Annotated in this window: 18 protein-coding genes and 1 tRNA gene; 12 read left to right on the top strand and 7 right to left on the bottom strand. The window is 64.9% G+C overall.

Features of this window, described 5'->3' with window-relative positions; genetic code table 11:
* Positions 1–5 precede the first annotated feature (5 nt).
* On the bottom strand, positions 6–1,307 hold the full coding sequence (locus KK137_RS16105; protein WP_214537712.1) for a UDP-glucose dehydrogenase family protein: 1,302 nt from the start codon (positions 1,305–1,307) through the stop codon (positions 6–8).
* Positions 1,308–1,374: 67 nt separating this feature from the next.
* On the bottom strand, positions 1,375–1,839 hold the full coding sequence (queF, locus tag KK137_RS16100) for a preQ(1) synthase (protein ID WP_214537710.1): 465 nt from the start codon (positions 1,837–1,839) through the stop codon (positions 1,375–1,377).
* A 613-nt stretch (positions 1,840–2,452) separates the two neighbouring features.
* Between queF and KK137_RS16095 the strand changes: the two genes are divergently transcribed.
* From KK137_RS16095 to KK137_RS16040, 12 genes are all read left to right on the top strand, one after another.
* Positions 2,453–3,112, top strand: a complete 660-nt coding sequence (locus KK137_RS16095; protein WP_214537708.1) for a hypothetical protein — start codon at positions 2,453–2,455, stop codon at positions 3,110–3,112.
* Between the two features lie 49 nt (positions 3,113–3,161).
* Positions 3,162–4,007: a sulfurtransferase gene (locus tag KK137_RS16090; protein ID WP_214537707.1), complete on the top strand. Its 846-nt coding sequence runs from the start codon at positions 3,162–3,164 to the stop codon at positions 4,005–4,007.
* Positions 3,959–5,212, top strand: coding sequence for a cystathionine beta-lyase (gene metC / locus KK137_RS16085; protein WP_214537706.1), 1,254 nt, complete (start codon positions 3,959–3,961; stop codon positions 5,210–5,212). Before KK137_RS16090 ends, metC begins: the two co-directional genes overlap by 49 nt.
* Positions 5,212–6,261 carry a mechanosensitive ion channel family protein gene (locus tag KK137_RS16080; protein WP_214537704.1) on the top strand — a complete coding sequence of 350 codons (1,050 nt, stop codon included), beginning with the start codon at positions 5,212–5,214 and terminating at the stop codon, positions 6,259–6,261. Before metC ends, KK137_RS16080 begins: the two co-directional genes overlap by 1 nt.
* A gap of 99 nt (positions 6,262–6,360) precedes the next feature.
* Positions 6,361–7,725: an alginate export family protein gene (locus KK137_RS16075; RefSeq protein WP_214537703.1), complete on the top strand. Its 1,365-nt coding sequence runs from the start codon at positions 6,361–6,363 to the stop codon at positions 7,723–7,725.
* A 227-nt stretch (positions 7,726–7,952) separates the two neighbouring features.
* Positions 7,953–8,711 (top strand): uroporphyrinogen-III C-methyltransferase, encoded by a 759-nt coding sequence (gene cobA / locus KK137_RS16070; protein WP_214537701.1) that lies wholly within the window; start codon positions 7,953–7,955, stop codon positions 8,709–8,711.
* A complete protein-coding gene (locus KK137_RS16065; protein ID WP_214537699.1) occupies positions 8,708–9,007 on the top strand; it encodes a DUF2849 domain-containing protein in 300 nt (99 codons plus the stop codon). The genes cobA and KK137_RS16065 overlap by 4 nt, the downstream gene beginning before the upstream one ends.
* Positions 9,007–10,641, top strand: a complete 1,635-nt coding sequence (locus tag KK137_RS16060; protein ID WP_214537697.1) for a nitrite/sulfite reductase — start codon at positions 9,007–9,009, stop codon at positions 10,639–10,641. Before KK137_RS16065 ends, KK137_RS16060 begins: the two co-directional genes overlap by 1 nt.
* A complete protein-coding gene (locus KK137_RS16055) occupies positions 10,634–11,074 on the top strand; it encodes a DUF934 domain-containing protein (protein WP_214537695.1) in 441 nt (146 codons plus the stop codon). The genes KK137_RS16060 and KK137_RS16055 overlap by 8 nt, the downstream gene beginning before the upstream one ends.
* Complete coding sequence (locus KK137_RS16050) at positions 11,067–11,852, top strand: phosphoadenylyl-sulfate reductase (RefSeq protein WP_214537693.1); 786 nt, start codon at positions 11,067–11,069, stop codon at positions 11,850–11,852. Before KK137_RS16055 ends, KK137_RS16050 begins: the two co-directional genes overlap by 8 nt.
* Before the next feature lie 122 nt (positions 11,853–11,974).
* Positions 11,975–12,886 (top strand): DUF1254 domain-containing protein, encoded by a 912-nt coding sequence (locus KK137_RS16045; RefSeq protein ID WP_250894014.1) that lies wholly within the window; start codon positions 11,975–11,977, stop codon positions 12,884–12,886.
* A 105-nt stretch (positions 12,887–12,991) separates the two neighbouring features.
* Positions 12,992–13,381 (top strand): PilZ domain-containing protein, encoded by a 390-nt coding sequence (locus tag KK137_RS16040; protein ID WP_214537690.1) that lies wholly within the window; start codon positions 12,992–12,994, stop codon positions 13,379–13,381.
* Here the strand turns inward: KK137_RS16040 and KK137_RS16035 are convergent.
* The 5 genes from KK137_RS16035 to KK137_RS16015 all read right to left on the bottom strand — a co-directional run bounded on the left by KK137_RS16035 (position 13,378) and on the right by KK137_RS16015 (position 17,568).
* The gene (locus KK137_RS16035; protein ID WP_214537688.1) at positions 13,378–14,298 is read right to left on the bottom strand and encodes an NAD-dependent epimerase/dehydratase family protein; all 921 of its coding nucleotides are present in this window, start codon (positions 14,296–14,298) and stop codon (positions 13,378–13,380) included. The two genes, KK137_RS16040 and KK137_RS16035, sit on opposite strands and share 4 nt — an antisense overlap.
* A complete protein-coding gene (proB, locus tag KK137_RS16030) occupies positions 14,295–15,428 on the bottom strand; it encodes a glutamate 5-kinase (RefSeq protein ID WP_214537687.1) in 1,134 nt (377 codons plus the stop codon). The genes KK137_RS16035 and proB overlap by 4 nt, the downstream gene beginning before the upstream one ends.
* 132 nt (positions 15,429–15,560) lie before the next feature.
* On the bottom strand, positions 15,561–16,622 hold the full coding sequence (gene obgE, locus KK137_RS16025; protein WP_214537685.1) for an Obg family GTPase CgtA: 1,062 nt from the start codon (positions 16,620–16,622) through the stop codon (positions 15,561–15,563).
* A 61-nt stretch (positions 16,623–16,683) separates the two neighbouring features.
* Positions 16,684–16,759 (bottom strand) — tRNA-Ala (locus KK137_RS16020).
* A gap of 116 nt (positions 16,760–16,875) precedes the next feature.
* Positions 16,876–17,568 carry a hypothetical protein gene (locus KK137_RS16015; RefSeq protein WP_214537684.1) on the bottom strand — a complete coding sequence of 231 codons (693 nt, stop codon included), beginning with the start codon at positions 17,566–17,568 and terminating at the stop codon, positions 16,876–16,878.
* Positions 17,569–17,726 lie beyond the last annotated feature (158 nt).

Raw genomic sequence — 17,726 nt, 5'->3', positions numbered from 1 at the left:
CGCTCCTAACGGCCTACCGCGACATACCGGAAGCCGTGGCGTTCGACGTCGGCCCGGTCGTAGAGGTTACGCAAGTCGACCAGCAGCTTGTCGTTTAGCGCCGTTCCAGCCCGCTGGAAATCGAGAGCGCGAAACGCGTCCCACTCCGTCACGATGACAGCTGCGTCGGCGCCTTCCATGGCTTCGTAAGCATCGCCGCAATAGGTGACGTCGTCGAGCACGTTTGCCGCCTGCTCCATCCCTTCGGGATCGTAAGCCCGTACCGCCACGCCTCCGTCCTGAAGCGTGCGGACGATCGCAAGGGCCGGCGAGTCGCGCATATCATCGGTATTGGCCTTGAACGTCAGGCCCAGCAACGCGACCGTCTTGCCCTGCGACTGACCGTTGAGCGCGTGGATCACCTTGCGGCCCATCGAACGCTTGCGGCCGTCGTTCGATGCCACCACGGCCTCGACGATCCGCAACGGCGCTTCGTAGTCCTGCGCGGTCTTGAGCAGGGCGAGTGTGTCCTTGGGAAAGCACGAACCACCATATCCCGGCCCCGGCTGTAAGAAGCGTGCGCCGATGCGGGAATCGAGGCCGATGCCCTTGGCCACGTTCTGCACGTCGGCACCCACCCGCTCGCACAGGTCAGCGATCTCGTTGATGAAGCTGATCTTGGTCGCGAGGAAGGCGTTCGCCGCGTATTTCGTCAGTTCGGCCGCGCGCCGCGACATCGCGAGCAGACGCGTCTCGTTGCCGAGCAGCGGGCGGTAGATTTCCCGCAGCACGTCGGCAGCGTGATCGTCGTTGACGCCGATGACCACGCGGTCGGGGCGCTTGAAGTCCTCGATTGCCGCGCCTTCGCGGAGGAACTCCGGATTGGAAGCGACCGAGAAGGAAAGATCCGGAGCCGCCTCGCGTATGATGCGCTCGACCTCGTCCCCCGTGCCGACCGGAACCGTTGACTTGGTGACCACGACCGTGCCGGCGTCGAGGTGAGGGGCCATCTCACGCGCGGCCGCGTAGACGTAGCTGAGGTCCGCATGGCCGTCGCCACGACGCGATGGCGTGCCGACTGCGATGAACACAGCGTCAGCATTTGGCAGCGCTTCGATGAGATCGAGCGAAAACTGCAGTTGTCCCGCCGCCACGTTCTTAGCCACCAACTCATCCAGGCCGGGCTCGAAAATCGGAATACGGCCCTGATGCAGAGCCTCGATCTTGCTGGCGTCCTTGTCGACACAACAGACATGATGCCCGAAATCGGCAAGGCAGGCACCGGAGACGAGGCCGACGTAACCGCTTCCGATCATTACAATGCGCATCGTTTACCCCCATGTAGCGGCGCGTTTCGCCGGCTTGGTCTAGTCAAACGCTGGTCGCGGTAGCAACTCACCCTCGTCCGCGATATCCCGAAACGCCCTGATCCGGTATCCAGAGACCTGCGGGCGACGAACCGCTTTGCCAGAACACGTCGATCGGAATGCCGCCCCGCGGATACCAGTAGCCGCCGATCCGTAACCATTGCGGGGCCATCTCGTCGAATAGCCGCTTACCTATGCCGACCGTCACGTCCTCGTGGAATGCGCCGTGATTGCGGAACGAGGCCAGGAACAGCTTGAGGCTCTTGGATTCGACGATCGTGTCGCCAGGCGCATAGTCGATGACGAGATGGGCAAAATCGGGCTGCCCGGTGACCGGGCACAACGACGTGAATTCTGGGGCCGCGAAACGCACGAGATAGAGCGTGCCGGCACGCGGGTTAGGCACATAGTCGAGTACGGCTTCTTCGGGAGAAGCTGGCAAGGCGCTCTGTTGCCCAAGGTGGCGCGGCGCGTCTGAGGTTGTGTCACTCATCGGTCGCGCTCTTGCCCCTATCGGACGCCATGCACAAGGCGGCGCTTTGCGTAGGGCGGTTCACGGACTATTCAGCGCCTCACCCAACATGCGGCGTAAATCGATGGGTCGGACGTTCAAAATTCCTAGGTCGAAGATAACCTGCCGGATTGCCGGCGCGAGCGCGCTTGCGCTGTGGGCGGCTGCGCCCGCCGTGGCCAGCGTCGCCGATTTCCGCCTGCCCCCTTCCACGTCGGAGGCGCAACCCCCTCCTCAGCGCCAGGGTCCGGTCGTCCCCGACGTGCCGGAATCGCGAGGCCCGCAGCCCACGCCGACCCCTGCGCCAACGCAAGTGCGCCCGGTCGAGGCAACCCCGGCACCGCAAGTAACTCCGCCACCCTTCGCGAGGCAGACGACAGCGCCCCGGCCTCAAGCGACTCAGAGGGCCCCTGCCGCTGAAACGGCAATAGCCATCGGTGGCGAGCCGCCCGCCGTCACTGAAGAGCCCACGGCGGAGAGCGCCGCTCCGGCCATCGCAACCCAGCCCGTCGCTCGAGCGCCAATACCGATCCGGGACTTCGGCGATCGTAACGAGGGCGGGGCGGCCTGGCCTTGGATTCTCGGTGGAATATTGGTGCTCGCCGGACTCGCCCTGGTGGCGCTCGTCTGGTGGCGCCGTCGTCCCCTTGCAGGCATTCCGCTTGAGGTGCCGCAACTCGAACGGCCGAGAGTCGATTCATCGCCCGTTGCGGCGCCTGAGCCACTGTCCGAGTCGCTAGTGCCGATAGCGCCGTCGCCGCCGCGCCAGCCAGCCATCACGCCCGCCGAACCTCTGCAAGTGGCACTAGAGCCGCTGCGCCTCAGCCTCACGCTGATGAACGCGACGCTCGATTACCGGCTGGAGGTTGCCAATCATGGGTCTTCACCGATTACCGGCCTTAAGATCGGCGCCGACATGATTTCCGCCCACGCCTCGATGAGCCGCGAGGAACAGCTCGCAGGTCCCGGTCAGGGGGCCATGCCGTCGCAGACCATCGAGCGGCTTGAACCCGGTGAGCGCAAAGTGATCTCAGGGGCTTTTCGTGTGCCGTTCTCGCAAATCGTGCCGATCCGCCAGGGCAAGACCGCGCTGCTCCTGCCGCTCGCACGCTTCCGGGTCGAGGCGGAGGGCGCACGACCGGTGGTGCGGACTTTCGTGGTCGGGCAGCCGGGGGAAGGATCGGCCCTGCAGCCCTTCCGTCTCGATCTGGGTCCGCGCATCTATCCGCATCTGGCCCAGCGCGCATTCGCATAGACCCTAACGCCACATTTACTGACATGATCGAACCGGCTAACCACGCCGCATGAAGGACCTTGTCTCCACCGCCTGGCTGGCGGAGCGGCTCGGCGAACCGGGTCTGGTGGTGATCGACGCATCGGCCCACCTGCCCGACGCAGAGCGAAACGCGGCGGCTGAATTCGAGGCGGCCCATATTCCAAGGGCACGCTTCCTCGACCTGGATACATTCAAGGACCCGTCGAGTGCGGTTCCCGCAGCCCTGCCCACGGCTCAGCAATTCGCTGAACGCCTGAGCGAACTCGGCGTCAACGACGGCGACCAGGTGGTGATCTACGACGACAGCGCGGTGAAAACTTCGGCCCGCGCGTGGTTCATCTTCCGCCTCCACGGCTTCGCGCAAGTCGCGATTCTCGACGGCGGTCTCGGCAAATGGCGAAGCGAGGCTCGTCCCCTGGAGAGCGGACGAACCCGGACTGGAGGCGGGCACGTCACCCCCACCGCGGGAACGGCCGCCGTCCGCAGCAAGGCCGACATGCTCGCCAACCTGCAGACTGCGACCGAGCAAGTCCTCGACGCACGCGGCACCGGTCGGTTCACCGGGGCCGAGCCGGAGATCAGGCCGGGGATGCCGAGCGGTCACATCCCCGGGTCGCACAACCTGCCCTTCGGGCGCCTGCTCAAGCCTGACGGAACCTTCCGCGACGAGGCGGGGCTGCGCGCCGCCTTCAAGGAAGCGCACATCGACCTCGATCAACCGGTCGTCACCACCTGCGGCAGCGGCGTCACGGCCTCGGTCCTGCTGTTCGCCATGCACCTGCTCGGCAAGGACGATGTCGCGCTCTATGACGGGAGCTGGAGCGAATGGGGTGCGGACCCGGCCACGCCCAAGGCGACGGGAACCGCCGCTTGAGCTCGCCCGATGAGGATCAGCACAAGCCCGCCACCCGCATCGTAGAAGCCGGCCGGCGGCCGGAATGGACAGGCTCGGTGGTCAACCCGCCGGTCTGGCGCGGGAGCACCCACCTCTACGCCGATAGCGCCGACCTGGCGCGCGGTCGCCCCAACGCGGACGGTCACTTCTACTACGGCCGCCGCGGCTCACCGACGCAATGGGCGCTGGCCGACGCCCTGACCGAACTCGAGCCGGGCGCTGCGGGCACGGTGCTTTATCCAAGCGGCGTGGCGGCGATCTCCGGCGTGCTGCTGTCGGTGCTCGAAAGCGGCGACACGGTACTGATGACCGACAACGCCTACGAACCCAGCCGGGTGATGGCGAAGTCCCTGCTTGCTCCGTTGGGCATAGAGACGCGCTTCTTTGATCCGCTCGATAGCGAGGGCTTTGCCGCCCTCTTCACCGAGCGCACACGCGCGGTCTTGTTCGAAAGTCCTGGCAGCTTGTCGATGGAAGTGGCCGACATTCCGGCGCTGGCGGCAACCGCGCGGATGAAGGGCGCTGTCAGCATTCTAGACAATACCTGGGCCACGGCGCTCGGCTTCCCGGCACTATCGCGGGGTTGCGATATCTCGCTGATGTCGCTGACCAAGCATGTGGGTGGGCATTCGGACCTAATGATGGGCAGCGCTTCTGCCGGCGAGGCGCTCTACACTCGGCTGCGGCTCAAGAGCCAAGCCCTCGGCCTCGTGGTCTCGCCCGACGATGCCGCGCTCGCCTTGCGTGGCCTGCGCACGCTCGGCGTGCGGTTGGAGCGCGAGACGTCCAGCGCGCTCACGCTCGCCCGATGGCTATCCAGCCGCCCGGAAGTTGCCCACGTCCTGTGCCCGATGCTGCCGGACGCCCCCAGCCATCAGCTCTGGCAGCGCGACTTCATCGGAGGCTGCGGACTGTTCAGCTTCGTCCTTAAGGGAAGCGATCCGGCCGGACGCGCCCGCTTCATCGACGCGCTGGAGCTGTTCGGCATCGGCTACAGCTGGGGCGGCTACGAGAGCCTGGTGATCCCGTTCGACCCCGCCCGTGCCCGCAGCGCGACATCCTGGCCGCCCGCCGGTTGGAACACGCAGGACCGCCTCGGAATTAGGCTCTCGATTGGGCTTGAGGACCCGCAGGACTTGATGCGCGATCTCTCGCGCGGCCTAGAGGCCCTGGGGTCGGCCTGATGGCTTCGATGCTGCTTCCTGCCTCGTCCCCTTCGCCGGAAGCCACCGCTACAGCCGTCGCCAAGGCGGCGGGAAATATCGAAGGCGCCGACGCGCTGAAGGACGTCGTTACCGAGAAGAGCATGACCGCAGGCACGGTTGTGGAGTGGCTCGACTCATTCGGTTTTGCGCTCGGGTCCACCCGCATTTCCGTGTGGGGCGTGATCGTCGTTCTGGCGGTAATCATCGGGCTCTATGTGTTTGCCCGTGTCGGTAGCAAAGTCGCCCATCGGCTGTTCGCCCGCCTGACGGCGCTTGATCCAGCCCGCCGGCTGCTGGGCGAGAAGCTGCTGTCGATCGTGATCTGGCTGATCGCCATCTTCATCGGGATCGACCTGCTCGGTATCGATCTGACGGCGTTGACGGTGTTCTCGGGCGCCTTCGGCCTCGCCATCGGGTTCGGCCTGCAGAAGACCTTCGGCAACCTGCTGGCGGGGATCATTCTGCTGATGGACCGTTCGATTAAGCCCGGCGACGTGATCGCGGTGAATGACGGAATTTCGAACACTGTCGGCCAGGTGAAGAAGATCGGGCTGCGCGCCGTCTCGGTCACCACCCGCGACATGAAGGAATACCTGATCCCGAACGAAAACCTGATGATCAATCAGGTCGAGAACTGGTCTTACAGCTCGCGCAATGTCCGGGTCCGGCTGCAGATGGTGGTCGATCACTCCGCCGACCTCGACCTGGCAGAAACGCTGATGATCGAGGCCGCCAAGGCCTCTCCGCGAGTCCTCAACCTTCCCCCACCTGCGGCGTGGATCACCCAACTCACCGAAGATGGCGTGTTCTACGAGATCAGGATCTGGATCAACGATCCCGAGGATGGCCTCGCCAATGTCCGCTCGGACGTGCTCAAGCGAATCTGGCGCTCGTTCCGCGAAAACAACGTGCCCATTCCCAATCGCACCACGCGTCAGGTTCACCTTGACCAGACCGAGGCCCTCAAGGAGCTCATTGCGGTTTTGCGAGAGGCGAAGCCGGGCGAAACGCCCAAAAACAACAACTAGGGTTCCCTCGTCCGAAACGAGCGGCGATAGAGTGCGCCAATGACGGCGACCATTCGAATGGAGCCGAACCGATTGCTCCGTCGCTTCGAAGGGTTTTCCATGAGGTTCGCCATTGGTGTCGTCTTGCTGGCCGGTGCTTTGCCGGCTGTTGCCCGCGCCGAGGCGCCCACGCTGCAATCGGCGATCGGTAATCCCGATGATTTCAAGCTCTCGGGCAGCATGCGCGTGCGCTATGAGGCGCTCGATGGCCAGCCTCGAGCCGGCCTTCGCGATGAAGATGAGCAACTCGACCTGCGCACGACTCTGTTCGCCGAATACGATACCGGCGTGGTCCGCATCGGGGGCGAGTTGTACGACAGCCGGGCCTGGCTGGATAAGCCCGGCAGCGCAATCAGCGCCAACGAGGTCAACACCTTTGAGCTGGTCCAGGCTTATCTTGCCGCGGATATCGACAATGTCCTGGGCGATGGCAGCAAGGCCACCCTGCAAGCAGGGCGCTTCACCCTCAACCTCGGCTCACGCCGCCTTGTCGCCGCGGACGACTACCGCAACACCACCAACGGCTACACCGGCCTGAGAGCGGATCTGCGAACCAAGGCCGGCGTCACGGCGACCGCGATCTACGTCTTGCCGCAAATCAGGCTCCCGGATGACCTGCCCTCAGTCCTCGACGCCAAGACCGAGTGGGACCGCGAGAGCTTCGACCTGCAGCTGTGGGGCGGTCTTATCGCCCGGCCCAAGACGATAGCCGGCGCCACGGCGGAGATCGGCTACTTCGGATTGCATGAGCGCGATTGGCTCGACCATCCCACTCGTAATCGAGACCTCGACACCTTTAGCGCTCGCCTGATCCGCGACCCCAAGGTGGGACAGTTCGATTTCGAGATTGAAGGCATTTATCAGACGGGCAACATCCGCGCCTCGACCGCAGCCAACTCTCTTGTAGTCGACGTAAGAGCGTGGTTCATCCATGCGGACGCCGGTTACACTTTCCCCGGCCCGGCGAAGCTTCGCCTTTCGGTCGAGTACGATCGAGCGAGCGGCGATGGGGACGGTCCAAAGTACGGACGCTTTGACACTCTCTTCGGCATGCGCCGTGCCGACCTCGCCCCGGCGGGTATCTACAATGCCATCGGCCGGGCGAATATCAGCACCCCCGGCCTGCGGGCGGAGGTCGCGCCCGACCCGCGGTGGGATGCCTTCGCCGTCTATCGCCCCATGTGGCTGGCCTCTCGTACCGACAGCTTTTCGACCACGGGCGTGCGGGACATTACCGGTCAATCGGGCAACTTCGCAGGGCACCAACTGGAAGGTCGCCTGCGCTATTGGTTGATGCCGAACTTCCTCAGAGCCGAAGTCAACGCGGTGTGGCTGGCCAAGGGCGAATTCCTCAAGACCGCCCCCAACGCCCCGCAGACTGGCGACACCCACTATATTGCCACCGCGCTGACGGCGACTTTCTGAGATTGAAATCCCCCCTGTCGGCGAAACCGATGGGGAGGAGAACTGCGACTGGTGGAGGGGATGGCCTGGTGCCCCTAGCCCCTGCGTCACCCCTCCTCCCCATGACGGCTCAGCCGCCACAGGGAGGATTTGATTAAAGCGCCCAGGAACGCAGCCTAAAGCTCTCCTAGCCCCTACCCAATCCAATATGGCTGGCGCGAAACGGGCCTCAACGCCACATGCGCGCCATGAGCAGGATAGGCACAGTCTACCTTGTCGGAGCGGGCCCGGGTGATCCGGACCTCCTGACGCTGCGCGCCGCGCGCCTGCTGGGCGCGGCGGAGATCGTCGTGCACGATGGTCTGGTGGAACCTGCCGTGCTGGCAATGGCACGTCCGGGCGCGAAGCTGGTGTCGGTCGCCAAGAGCCGCGCTCGCCACACCCTGCCTCAGGAAGAGATCAACGCCCTGCTGGTGCGCGAGGCGCTCGCCGGGCGCGATGTGGTGCGTCTTAAAGGCGGAGACCCGTTCGTTTTCGGACGCGGTGGTGAAGAAGCCGAAGCGTGCCACGCCGCCGGCGTTCCGGTCGAAGTCGTTCCCGGTGTCACCTCGGCCTTGGGAGCGGCGGCCGCCGCGCAGATCCCGCTGACCCACCGCGAAGGCGCAAGCATCGTCAGCTTCGTCGCCGGTCAGTGCAAGGGTCTCACCGAACAGAACTGGGCGGGCCTTGCCGGCAAGGGCCGCACGCTGGTGATCTACATGGGCGTCAAGACCGCCCCTCAGATCGCCGAGAAGCTCATGGCCGACGGCCTGTCGCCCGAGACGCCGCTGGCGGTCATCGAAAATGCCGCGCGTCCCACGATGCGTGTTCTCCGCGGCCCTCTCGCCGCGCTGCCCGACCTTGTGGAGCGCGAGCGGGTGAAGAGCCCTGCCCTCATCATCATCGGCGATGTCACCGCCCGCACCGACGCGGCCGTCGCCCAATTCGCGCTGGAGGCGCATTCGTGAAGATACTTACGGGGAATGATTTGAAGAACGGCCGGGTCATCTGGTGGGATGGCCAGGGATGGTCGTTTCATGTCGAAGACGCGGTTGACGTCGGCGACCAGGGGGAAACCATCCTCAAGCAGGAAGACGCTGCGTGCCGCGTCAATGGTGGCTACGCGCTCGATGCCGAACTCGATGCGCAGGGTAAGCCTCGCCCGGCTCACATCAAGGACCGGGTCCGCGCCTATGGCCCGACCGTACGCCCTGACCTGACTCTCAAACCTGCCGATCCCAACGCCGGCACCTGGGTGATCTGATGTACAAGTACGACCAATATGACCGAGCGATGGTCCAGGCCCGCGTCGAGGAATTCCGCGACCAGGCCCGCCGCCGCATCGAAGGCAAGCTGACTGACGACCAATTCAAGCCCCTGCGGCTAAAGAACGGTCTGTACCTGCAGCTCCACGCGTACATGCTGCGGGTCGCCATCCCTTATGGCACCTTCAACGGTGCGCAGATGCGCAAGCTGGCGCACATTGCCCGCGTCTATGACCGTGGCTACGGCCACTTCACCACGCGGCAGAACATCCAATACAACTGGATCAAGCTGGAAGAAGCGGCTGACCTGCTCGGCGAGCTCGCCGATGTCGAGATGCACGCTATCCAGACCAGCGGCGAGTCTATCCGCAACGTCTCGGCCGACCAGTACGCCGGCGCCGCGGCTGACGAGATCCTCGACCCGCGTCCGTGGGCCGAGATGATCCGGCAGATGACCAACTTCATGCCGGAATTCAGCTACTTGCCGCGCAAGTTTAAGATCGCCGTGATCGCCTCGCCGATCGACCGTGCGGCGCTGCGCTGGCACGATTTCGCGCTGCGTATCGTCAAGAACGACGCGGGCGAGATCGGGTTCGAGGTTTATGCCGGTGGCGGCATGGGCCGCACGCCTTTCATCGCGTACAAGATTCGCGAGTTCCTCCCGACCGGGCAGATCCTGTCCTACATGCAGGCGGTCCTGCGCACCTGGAACCGCAACGCCCGACGCGACAACATCCACAAGCAGCGGATGAAGATCCTCGTCCACGAACTGGGCGAAGACGAGTTCCGTCGGCAGGTGGAAGAGGAGTTCCAGCACTTCCTCACCCTCCACCAGGACTTCCCCCAGGCCGAGTACGACCGCATCGCGGCCTACTTCGCCCCGCCCGCGTTCGAGACCGGCCTTTCCGAAGAAATCGACCGTTCGGACCCCGACTTCGCGCTGTGGGTCGATCGCCAGACCGTCGCGCACAAGGCGCCGGGCTATGCGATCGTCAACATCAGCCTCAAACCCATCGGGCAGATCCCCGGCGACATTTCGGCCGACCAGATGGACCTCGTGGCCGATCTCGCCGAGCGCTACAGCTTCGACGACATCCGCGCTACGCACGCGCAGAACCTGGTTCTGCCGCATGTTCGCAAGCAAGACCTGCACGCCGTGTGGACCGCACTCCACGAAGCGGGCCTGGGCGAAGCCAACCTCGATCTGGTGACCGACATCATCGCCTGCCCGGGGCTCGACTATTGCAGCCTCGCGAACGCGCGCTCGATCCCGGTCGCGCAAAAGATCTCCGAACGGTTCGCGGATCCGGCGCGCCAGCAGGACGTGGGCGAACTCAAGATCAAGATCTCCGGCTGCATCAACGCCTGCGGCCACCACCACGCCGGCAACATCGGCATCCTTGGCGTCGACCGTAAGGGCACGGAGAGCTACCAGCTCCTGCTCGGAGGTTCGGGCGACGAGGTGACCACGCAAGCCAAGATCACCGGCCCCGGCTTCGACGAAGCGGGCGTGGTCGACGCGCTGGAACGCGCCGTCGAACGCTATCGCGAGATTCGCGAACCGGGTGAAAAGTTCATCGATACCTACCGCCGCGTCGGCATGGATGGGTTCAAGGAGGCTATCTATGGCTGACGTACTGCGCTTCCGCGACGATCCCGTGCCGGATGAACCGGCTGTCTCGCTCGACGCGTTTCTCGACCAGACCAACGCCGCTTCGGTCCGCATCGAAGCGGGCGACGACGTGCGCCGGCTCGCGCCGGTGCTCGATCGCACCAAGCTGGTGGAAGTGGACTTCCCCAAGTTCCGCGACGGCCGCGGCTTCTCCAGCGCCCGCGTGCTGCGCGAGATGGGCTACACCGGCGAGATCAAGGCTACCGGCGACGTGCTGGTGGATTTGCTGTTCTTCATGCGCCGCTGCGGATTCGACAGCTTTGCTCCCGACGTACCGTTCGACATGGACGACGTGAACGCGACGCTGAGCCGCTATCCCTATGTCTATCAGCCTGCCGCCGATGCGGCCGTGCCGATCTGGCAGTTGCGCCATCCGGATCTGGTGAATGGCTAGTCGGGCCATCGACACGATCGACACCGGTCCTGCCTTCACCCAGGCCGATGCGGACGCGCTTAACGCGCGCTTCGCCGGGGTGGACGTGGGCACGATGTTGCGTGAGCTTTTCGCCGAGGGCAGCCTCGGCCGGGTAGCCGTGGTCTCCTCGTTCGGCACGGAAAGCGCGGTGCTGCTGCACCTCGTAGCGCAGGCCGACCCGACGGTGCCGGTGATCTTTGTCGACACGCTGAAGATGTTCGAGGAAACTCTCGCCTACCGGGACGAACTGACCCGGCGCTTCGGCCTGACCAACTCCTCGGTCGTGCAGCCCGATCCTGCCGTGCTCTCCGCCAAGGACGAGAATGGTTTGCGTTGGTCGTGGGACCCTGACGGCTGCTGCGAGATCCGCAAGGTCGAGCCCCTGCGCCGCGCCAAGCAAGGCCTGGACGCCTGGATCTCAGGCCGCAAGGCGTTCCAGTCAGTTACCCGCCAGAACTTGCCGCGCTTCGAGATCGAGGATGGCCGCCTCAAGATCAACCCGCTGGGCGATTGGACCAAGGCCGATCTCGACGCCTACTTCGCCGAGTACGACCTCCCGCGCCATCCGCTGGAGGCCCAGGGCTATCTGTCGGTTGGGTGCCAACCCTGCACCAGCATCGTGAAGCCCGGTGAAGACCCGCGTGCGGGACGCTGGCGCGGCTGGGACAAGACCGAGTGCGGCATCCACACGCCGGTCGGCGCGACGGACACGCCGGACGAGGGCGAACTGCCTCCGGGCTACGAACCGGCATTCTGATCCGCCGCGAAGCGGGCAGCTTTCGTCGAAAAAAGAAGGGCATCGGGAATCCACCCGATTGAGCCTGCGCGCTTCTCACGGCCACTTGGACCACCAAGACAGCCATGCGCCAGGAGCGACCTATGGAAGCCGTGACCCGCGACACCTTCGTTCGAGCCGAGACCGACACCTATTTCGCTAACTTCGCAAAGGACGGCGCTTTCGGCAGGATGGTCCACAATCGCGGTTTGCCTGACATAGCTCACCAGACCGTGGTGCGCATGAATCGCGACACGCTTTACTCGAGCGGCATCTTCGACCTCGACGCAGGCCCGGTGACAATCACCCTTCCCGATGCCGGCAAGCGGTTCATGTCGCTGTTGCTGATCAGCGAAGACCACTTCAACCCCGCCACCTATTACGGCGCCGGTGCCTATGTGGTCACGCGGGAGCAAGTCGGAACCCGCTACGTCGCGCTGCTGGTGCGCACGTTTGTCGACCCTCAAGACCCGGCTGACCTCTCTGCCGTGCATGCCTTGCAGGACGCGATAACAATCGACCAGGCTTCGCCGGGCACTTTCGAGGTGCCGCAATGGGACCAGGTGTCCCTCGGCCAAATCCGCGACGTGCTGAAGCAAGCCGGCTCCTTCGAGCCGCGCTTGGCGTTCGGGACACGCGAGACGGTCGATCCTGAGGCTCACCTGGTCGGCACGGCTTGTGGCTGGGGAGGCAATCCTGCTGAAGACGCCGTCTACGTTGCCGGGCGCCCGCCCAACGATGACGGCACAACGGTCCATCGTCTCGAAGTGAAGGACGTCCCCGTCGATGGCTTCTGGTCAGTCACGGTTTACAACAAGGACGGCTACTTCGAGGCCAACCCGCAGAACGCCTATTCGCTCAACAACATGACGGCCAAGCAGGATGCCGACGGATACTACCGCATCCAGTTCGGCGGCTGCGATGGGCAGGTTTCAAACTGCCTGCCGATCATGCCAGGGTGGAACTACACCGTGCGCCTGTACCGGCCGCGAGCCGAGATCCTCGATGGCCGGTGATCGTTTCCAGAGGCGATGCCTGTCGAGTGAAGCCAGGACAAGTCTCACCACGCCGCTAACCCTTTGCCGAGTAGGGCTATTAACTCGCCCACGAGATCATGCGGTATGGGTCAAGAACAAGCGAAGGCTGCCGCCACCTGGGTCGAACGACGCGGTTCGGAGCGGGTACCGGTGTCGGGAGTGGTTCACCTCCAGACGGCGGGTGGCGACTGGCGGGGTAACATCTGTGACCTGTCCGAGACCGGCGCTCGTGTGGAAATCAGCAACCCTCCCCCGGTCGGCGCCACGGCCCTGCTAAAGTGGGACGGGCTTGAGCTGTTCAGCCGCATCGTCTGGGTCAAGGATGATGGCTGCGGCGTGATGTTCGACAAGCCGATCTCGATCGCCGTGGTCGAGAACGCACGCGGAGACACGTCAGTTCGGACTGGCCCTCCGGCCAACCTCGGCAACATTCCGTATGGAAAGAAGCGGCGCGGTTTAGCGCCGAACAGCTAGAGCCACCCCTGCGCCCGATACCAGCGCGCTGTCGCGGCGAGGCCTTCGGCTGTGGGGATCTCCGCCCGCCACAGGGCTTCGGGTGGAGCCTTGTCGGGACGGCTCACCCAGTCGGGATGGACCATGTAGCCGACCCGGTCAGGTGTCAGCTTGGCCTTGCTCCCACGCAAGCGGCCATCTGCCCAGGCCGCGGCGCGCAAGGCCTTGTCGGAGAGCGTCGGCACCCACACCCGCCGCCCCACGGCATCGCCGATGGCCTTGGCCAGTTCCTGGTGCGACCAGCCTCCTTCCCGCCCGTCGTCAGGCTCGAGAATGCGGTGTTTTACCTCCTCGAGCAACGGCACCGTCAGCCGCACGAGGTTCAGCAACAGATGGGCAAGGTCCTCGACATGGATCATCGATGCCCGGCCGGCCGGCGGCATGGGGACTACGCCCCAACGTGCTGCCTTGAACATGTCGAGGATTTCTCGGTCGCGCGGCCCATAAATCGCCGGTGGGCGGACGATGGTCCAATCCAGTCCGCTCGTCTGGACGGCTTCCTCGGCGTGTCGCTTGGACATACCGTAGCTGGAAAGGTTCGGCTCGCGCGCCGCAAGGGACGACACGAAAATGAAGCGCGAAACCCCAGCCGCTCGTGCGGCCGCGATCAGGGCTTCGGTCCCCGCCACATTTCCGAGGTGGAAGCCCATCGGGTCGGGCGTGTTCACCACACCCGCGATGTGCAACACCGCCTCGGCGCCCTCGACAAGGGTTTTGAGCGCGCCGAGATCAGCCAGGTCACCGCGAACCCACTCTACGCCCTGACGGGGAGACTGCTCGCGTCGTGCGAGGGCTCGTACGGAGACGGATCGGCTACTCGCCAGGTCCAGCAGCGCTTGGCCGACAAAGCCCGTGCCGCCGGTGACCGCGAGCGTCAAAGCAACACCAGTTGATCGCGGTGAACCACGGCGGAGCGAGGCGCATAACCCAGCAAAGCCGCGTGCTCTTCGCTGCGGCGACCCTTGATCTGCTCGATCTCATCGGAGTCATACTCGGCAAGGCCCTGGGCCACCGCCTTGCCGTCGGGGTCGCGCACGCCGATCGGATCGCCGCGCTCGAAATGTCCGTCAACCTCGGTAATACCGCTGGCGAGCAAGCTACCGCCCTTGCGCAGCGCTCCGGCACAACCAGGGTCCACCACCAGCGTACCCTTGAGCCGCTGGCGTCCGCCTAGCCACGCTTTGCGCGCCCGATCGCGTCGAGTGGGGGTGAACACCGTACCGATGTCGTTGCCGAGGGCCCGACCCAGTGGCCGCTCGTGCGTGCCGTTGATGATCGCAAGGGCGATCCCGGCACGGGTCGCAATCTCCGCCGCCTGAAGCTTGGAAGTCATCCCTCCCGAACCCAGACCCGAGCCGGAAGTCGGACTGGCCATCGCATGGACTGCCTCCGTAACGCCCTCAACCCGCGGCAGGAGAGTGGCTTCGGGGTGCTTGGGGTCACGGTCGTAGAGACCATCGACATCGGACAGCAGGACCACTGCATCAGCCTGAGCTGCCTGGGCCACGCGCGCCGCGAGCCTGTCGTTGTCGCCGAAGCGGATTTCCTGCGTGGCGACGGAATCGTTTTCGTTGATCACGGGCACGGCCCCAGCCCCCAGGAGCCGCCCGAGCGTCGCTGCAGCATTGAGGTAGCGGCGCCGGTCCTCGAGGTCCTCCAGCGTCAGCAGCAGCTGAGCCGCCGTCAGGCCGTGGGTCCCGAGCAACTCGCTCCACAGACCTGCAAGGGCGATCTGCCCTACCGCGGCGGCCGCCTGAGCGTCGGCGAGAGAACCCCGTCCGCCTTTCGCCAGCCCCAGCTTCGCCGCCCCGAGCGCGATGGCGCCCGAGCTCACCACGATCACCTTCTGCCCGCCCGCCTGCGCTTTGGCGATCTCCTGGGCCAGGGTTGCGAGCCAATCACGGTTCGGCGTGCCATCGCGACCGCACAGCAAGGAAGACCCGACCTTGAGGACAAGGCGAGGAGCGGTGGCGGGATTGGCTAAATCGGCAAGGCTCTCAATGGGCATTGCGGCGAGTTAGCCGCTGCAATCGCGGTTGAGAAGCCATGCATCTCCCTTCTCGTTGGGAGACGGCCGGGCAGAGGGTCTTGGAGCAGCCTCAGCCGCCGCTTCCCAACCCCCTTACAAGGGGGAGAGGGCTTAGCCCAGTGGCGACCACTCGCCCTCGGGCTCATCGTCGTCTGAGTTGACGATATGAGGGTTCTCGGTTGCCGTCCGCGCCGGAAGATAATCCAGCGCAGCGTCGAGCAACCGATCAATCCCCGCACCCGTAGCCCCCGAAATCGGAAACACGCGGTCCGCTCCGGCATCGCGCAGTTCCTGTGCGAAGCCTTCGGCCAGTTCGGCGTCAGCCAGGTCGATCTTGTTGAGCGCGATCAGCCGCGGCTTGTCCTCGAGACCCTCGCCATAGGCCTCAAGCTCGCGTTCTACGATGCGCAGGCCTTCGGCCGGGTCGGTGCCGCTGATGTCGATCAGGTGGATCAGCACGCGGCAGCGCTCGATGTGCCCAAGGAACCGGTCACCGATGCCCGCGCCATCCGCAGCGCCCTCGATCAGCCCAGGAATGTCGGCCAGCACGAACTCGCGGTCCCGGTGCCGAACAACGCCGAGCTTGGGCACCAGCGTGGTGAAGGCATAGTCGCCCACTTTGGCGCGCGCGTTCGAAACCTGGTTGATGAAGGTCGACTTGCCCGCGTTCGGCAGCCCGACCAGGCCAACGTCGGCCAGCAGCTTGAGCCGCAGCCAGACCCACATCTCTTGCGCGGGAATGCCCGGCTGGTGCTGGCGCGGGGCGCGGTTGGTCGAGGTGGCGTAGCTGGCGTTACCGCGCCCACCCATGCCGCCTTCGAGCAGGACAATGCGCTGACCCACCTCGGTAAAGTCGGCCAGCACTTCCTCGCGCTCCTCGTCAAGCACCTGAGTACCGACGGGAACTTCGATCACCAGGTCGGGCGCGCTGGCGCCCGTGCGGTTCTTGCCCATCCCGTGGCTGCCGCGCGCAGCCTTGAAATGCTGGGTATACCGAAAATCGATCAGCGTATTGAGGCCCGGCACCGCAACCAGGACAACGTCCCCGCCGCGCCCGCCATTGCCGCCATCTGGACCACCGTACTCGATGTACTTCTCACGCCGGAAGCTGACGGCACCCGGCCCGCCTGCGCCTGAACGGAGATAGATCTTGGCTTGGTCGAGAAAATGCATGGCGCTAACCTAACGGTTAAGCGGCAGGTTTGTCGAACCGCTCGTAAAGTAAAGGACCCGGTGGTGGAGCCGAGGGGGATCGAACCCCTGACCTCGTCATTGCGAACGACGCGCTCTCCCAGCTGAGCTACGGCCCCGTTCCGGTGTCGCGCGGGGTTGGGGCCCCGCGAAGAGCGCGCCTCCTAGCCAAAAGGCCGCGGGCTTGGAAGAGCAAAATTTTGCCCTTCCCATTTCCGCGCCACTCCCGTTCCGCCTACTTGCTCGGAACGGGCTGAACCACCGGCGTGCTGACCTCGTCCGGCACCGGGATAACCGGGATTTCCGCCCCCGACTGCGGATCGACGACCGCGCCGGTCTGCTGCGCCGGGGCGTTCAAGTTGACCAACGCCCCTACGCTCTGCCCGCTGGCTCCATGGACCGCGACGTAACCTGGTTGCGATGCGCCATAACGGGTCCCGTATTGGGCATCCCAAGACGCTGAATCGGCCTGGTACTTCTCGTATTCACGAAAGAAGTCCTGATAGACCGTCTCGACGTTCGGCAGATTGGCCGCTGCGAACTGCTTGATATCGGGTGTCGGTGACAGGCTCAGATATTGCTGAGAGAACGACCGGGCCACGTCGCAGAACCGCGCGCGGGCAGGCGGCAGGGCGAAGTAGTTGTAGACCTGCGTCATGTAAGTCTCACGAGCCTTCACCGCCGCGTTGCGCGCGCCGTACTGCTTGCGGAAGCGCTCCTCGATCGCAGTATTGGTGGAGGCAAGGGTCCGGACATTCTGCTTGAGGAAAGCTGAGTAGCCTTCCAGAATCGATTCATAACCAGGATCGAGGCAATTGAGCGCAGCGACGTTCCAGGCCGAACGGAAGTGCCACAGCGTGCTGTCCGCATCGAGGCCGGTGTTGACCGTGGTGCGCTGGCCGCCGACGCCCACAGGCGGCAGGTCCATCGTATACGAGGCGCCTTGCGGGGGGATGGGTCGGAAGGGAACCGTTTCCACGACCCTGGGTGGCGGAGGAGGCGGAGGCGGAGGAGGCGGAGGTGCCTTCGCGCAGGCCCCAAGAGCGCCGACAGCCGCAATCACGAGCGCCAGCTTCAGCCGATTAG

The organism is Croceibacterium selenioxidans (assembly GCF_018599195.1).
Taxonomy (GTDB): domain Bacteria; phylum Pseudomonadota; class Alphaproteobacteria; order Sphingomonadales; family Sphingomonadaceae; genus Croceibacterium_A; species Croceibacterium_A selenioxidans.
Note: the sequence above shows the minus strand (reverse complement) of the source record. Positions and strands in the feature narration are given on the sequence as shown.

Coding starts and splice junctions, on each gene's coding strand:
- KK137_RS16105 (WP_214537712.1), bottom strand. CDS start 1,307: ATGCGCATTGTAATGATCGGAAGCGGTTACGTCGGCCTCGTCTCCGGT.
- queF (WP_214537710.1), bottom strand. CDS start 1,839: ATGAGTGACACAACCTCAGACGCGCCGCGCCACCTTGGGCAACAGAGC.
- KK137_RS16090 (WP_214537707.1), top strand. CDS start 3,162: ATGAAGGACCTTGTCTCCACCGCCTGGCTGGCGGAGCGGCTCGGCGAA.
- metC (WP_214537706.1), top strand. CDS start 3,959: ATGGGGTGCGGACCCGGCCACGCCCAAGGCGACGGGAACCGCCGCTTG.
- KK137_RS16080 (WP_214537704.1), top strand. CDS start 5,212: ATGGCTTCGATGCTGCTTCCTGCCTCGTCCCCTTCGCCGGAAGCCACC.
- KK137_RS16075 (WP_214537703.1), top strand. CDS start 6,361: ATGAGGTTCGCCATTGGTGTCGTCTTGCTGGCCGGTGCTTTGCCGGCT.
- cobA (WP_214537701.1), top strand. CDS start 7,953: ATGAGCAGGATAGGCACAGTCTACCTTGTCGGAGCGGGCCCGGGTGAT.
- KK137_RS16060 (WP_214537697.1), top strand. CDS start 9,007: ATGTACAAGTACGACCAATATGACCGAGCGATGGTCCAGGCCCGCGTC.
- KK137_RS16055 (WP_214537695.1), top strand. CDS start 10,634: ATGGCTGACGTACTGCGCTTCCGCGACGATCCCGTGCCGGATGAACCG.
- KK137_RS16050 (WP_214537693.1), top strand. CDS start 11,067: ATGGCTAGTCGGGCCATCGACACGATCGACACCGGTCCTGCCTTCACC.
- KK137_RS16045 (WP_250894014.1), top strand. CDS start 11,975: ATGGAAGCCGTGACCCGCGACACCTTCGTTCGAGCCGAGACCGACACC.
- KK137_RS16040 (WP_214537690.1), top strand. CDS start 12,992: ATGGGTCAAGAACAAGCGAAGGCTGCCGCCACCTGGGTCGAACGACGC.
- proB (WP_214537687.1), bottom strand. CDS start 15,428: ATGCCCATTGAGAGCCTTGCCGATTTAGCCAATCCCGCCACCGCTCCT.
- obgE (WP_214537685.1), bottom strand. CDS start 16,622: ATGCATTTTCTCGACCAAGCCAAGATCTATCTCCGTTCAGGCGCAGGC.
- KK137_RS16015 (WP_214537684.1), bottom strand. CDS start 17,568: ATGGACCTGCCGCCTGTGGGCGTCGGCGGCCAGCGCACCACGGTCAAC.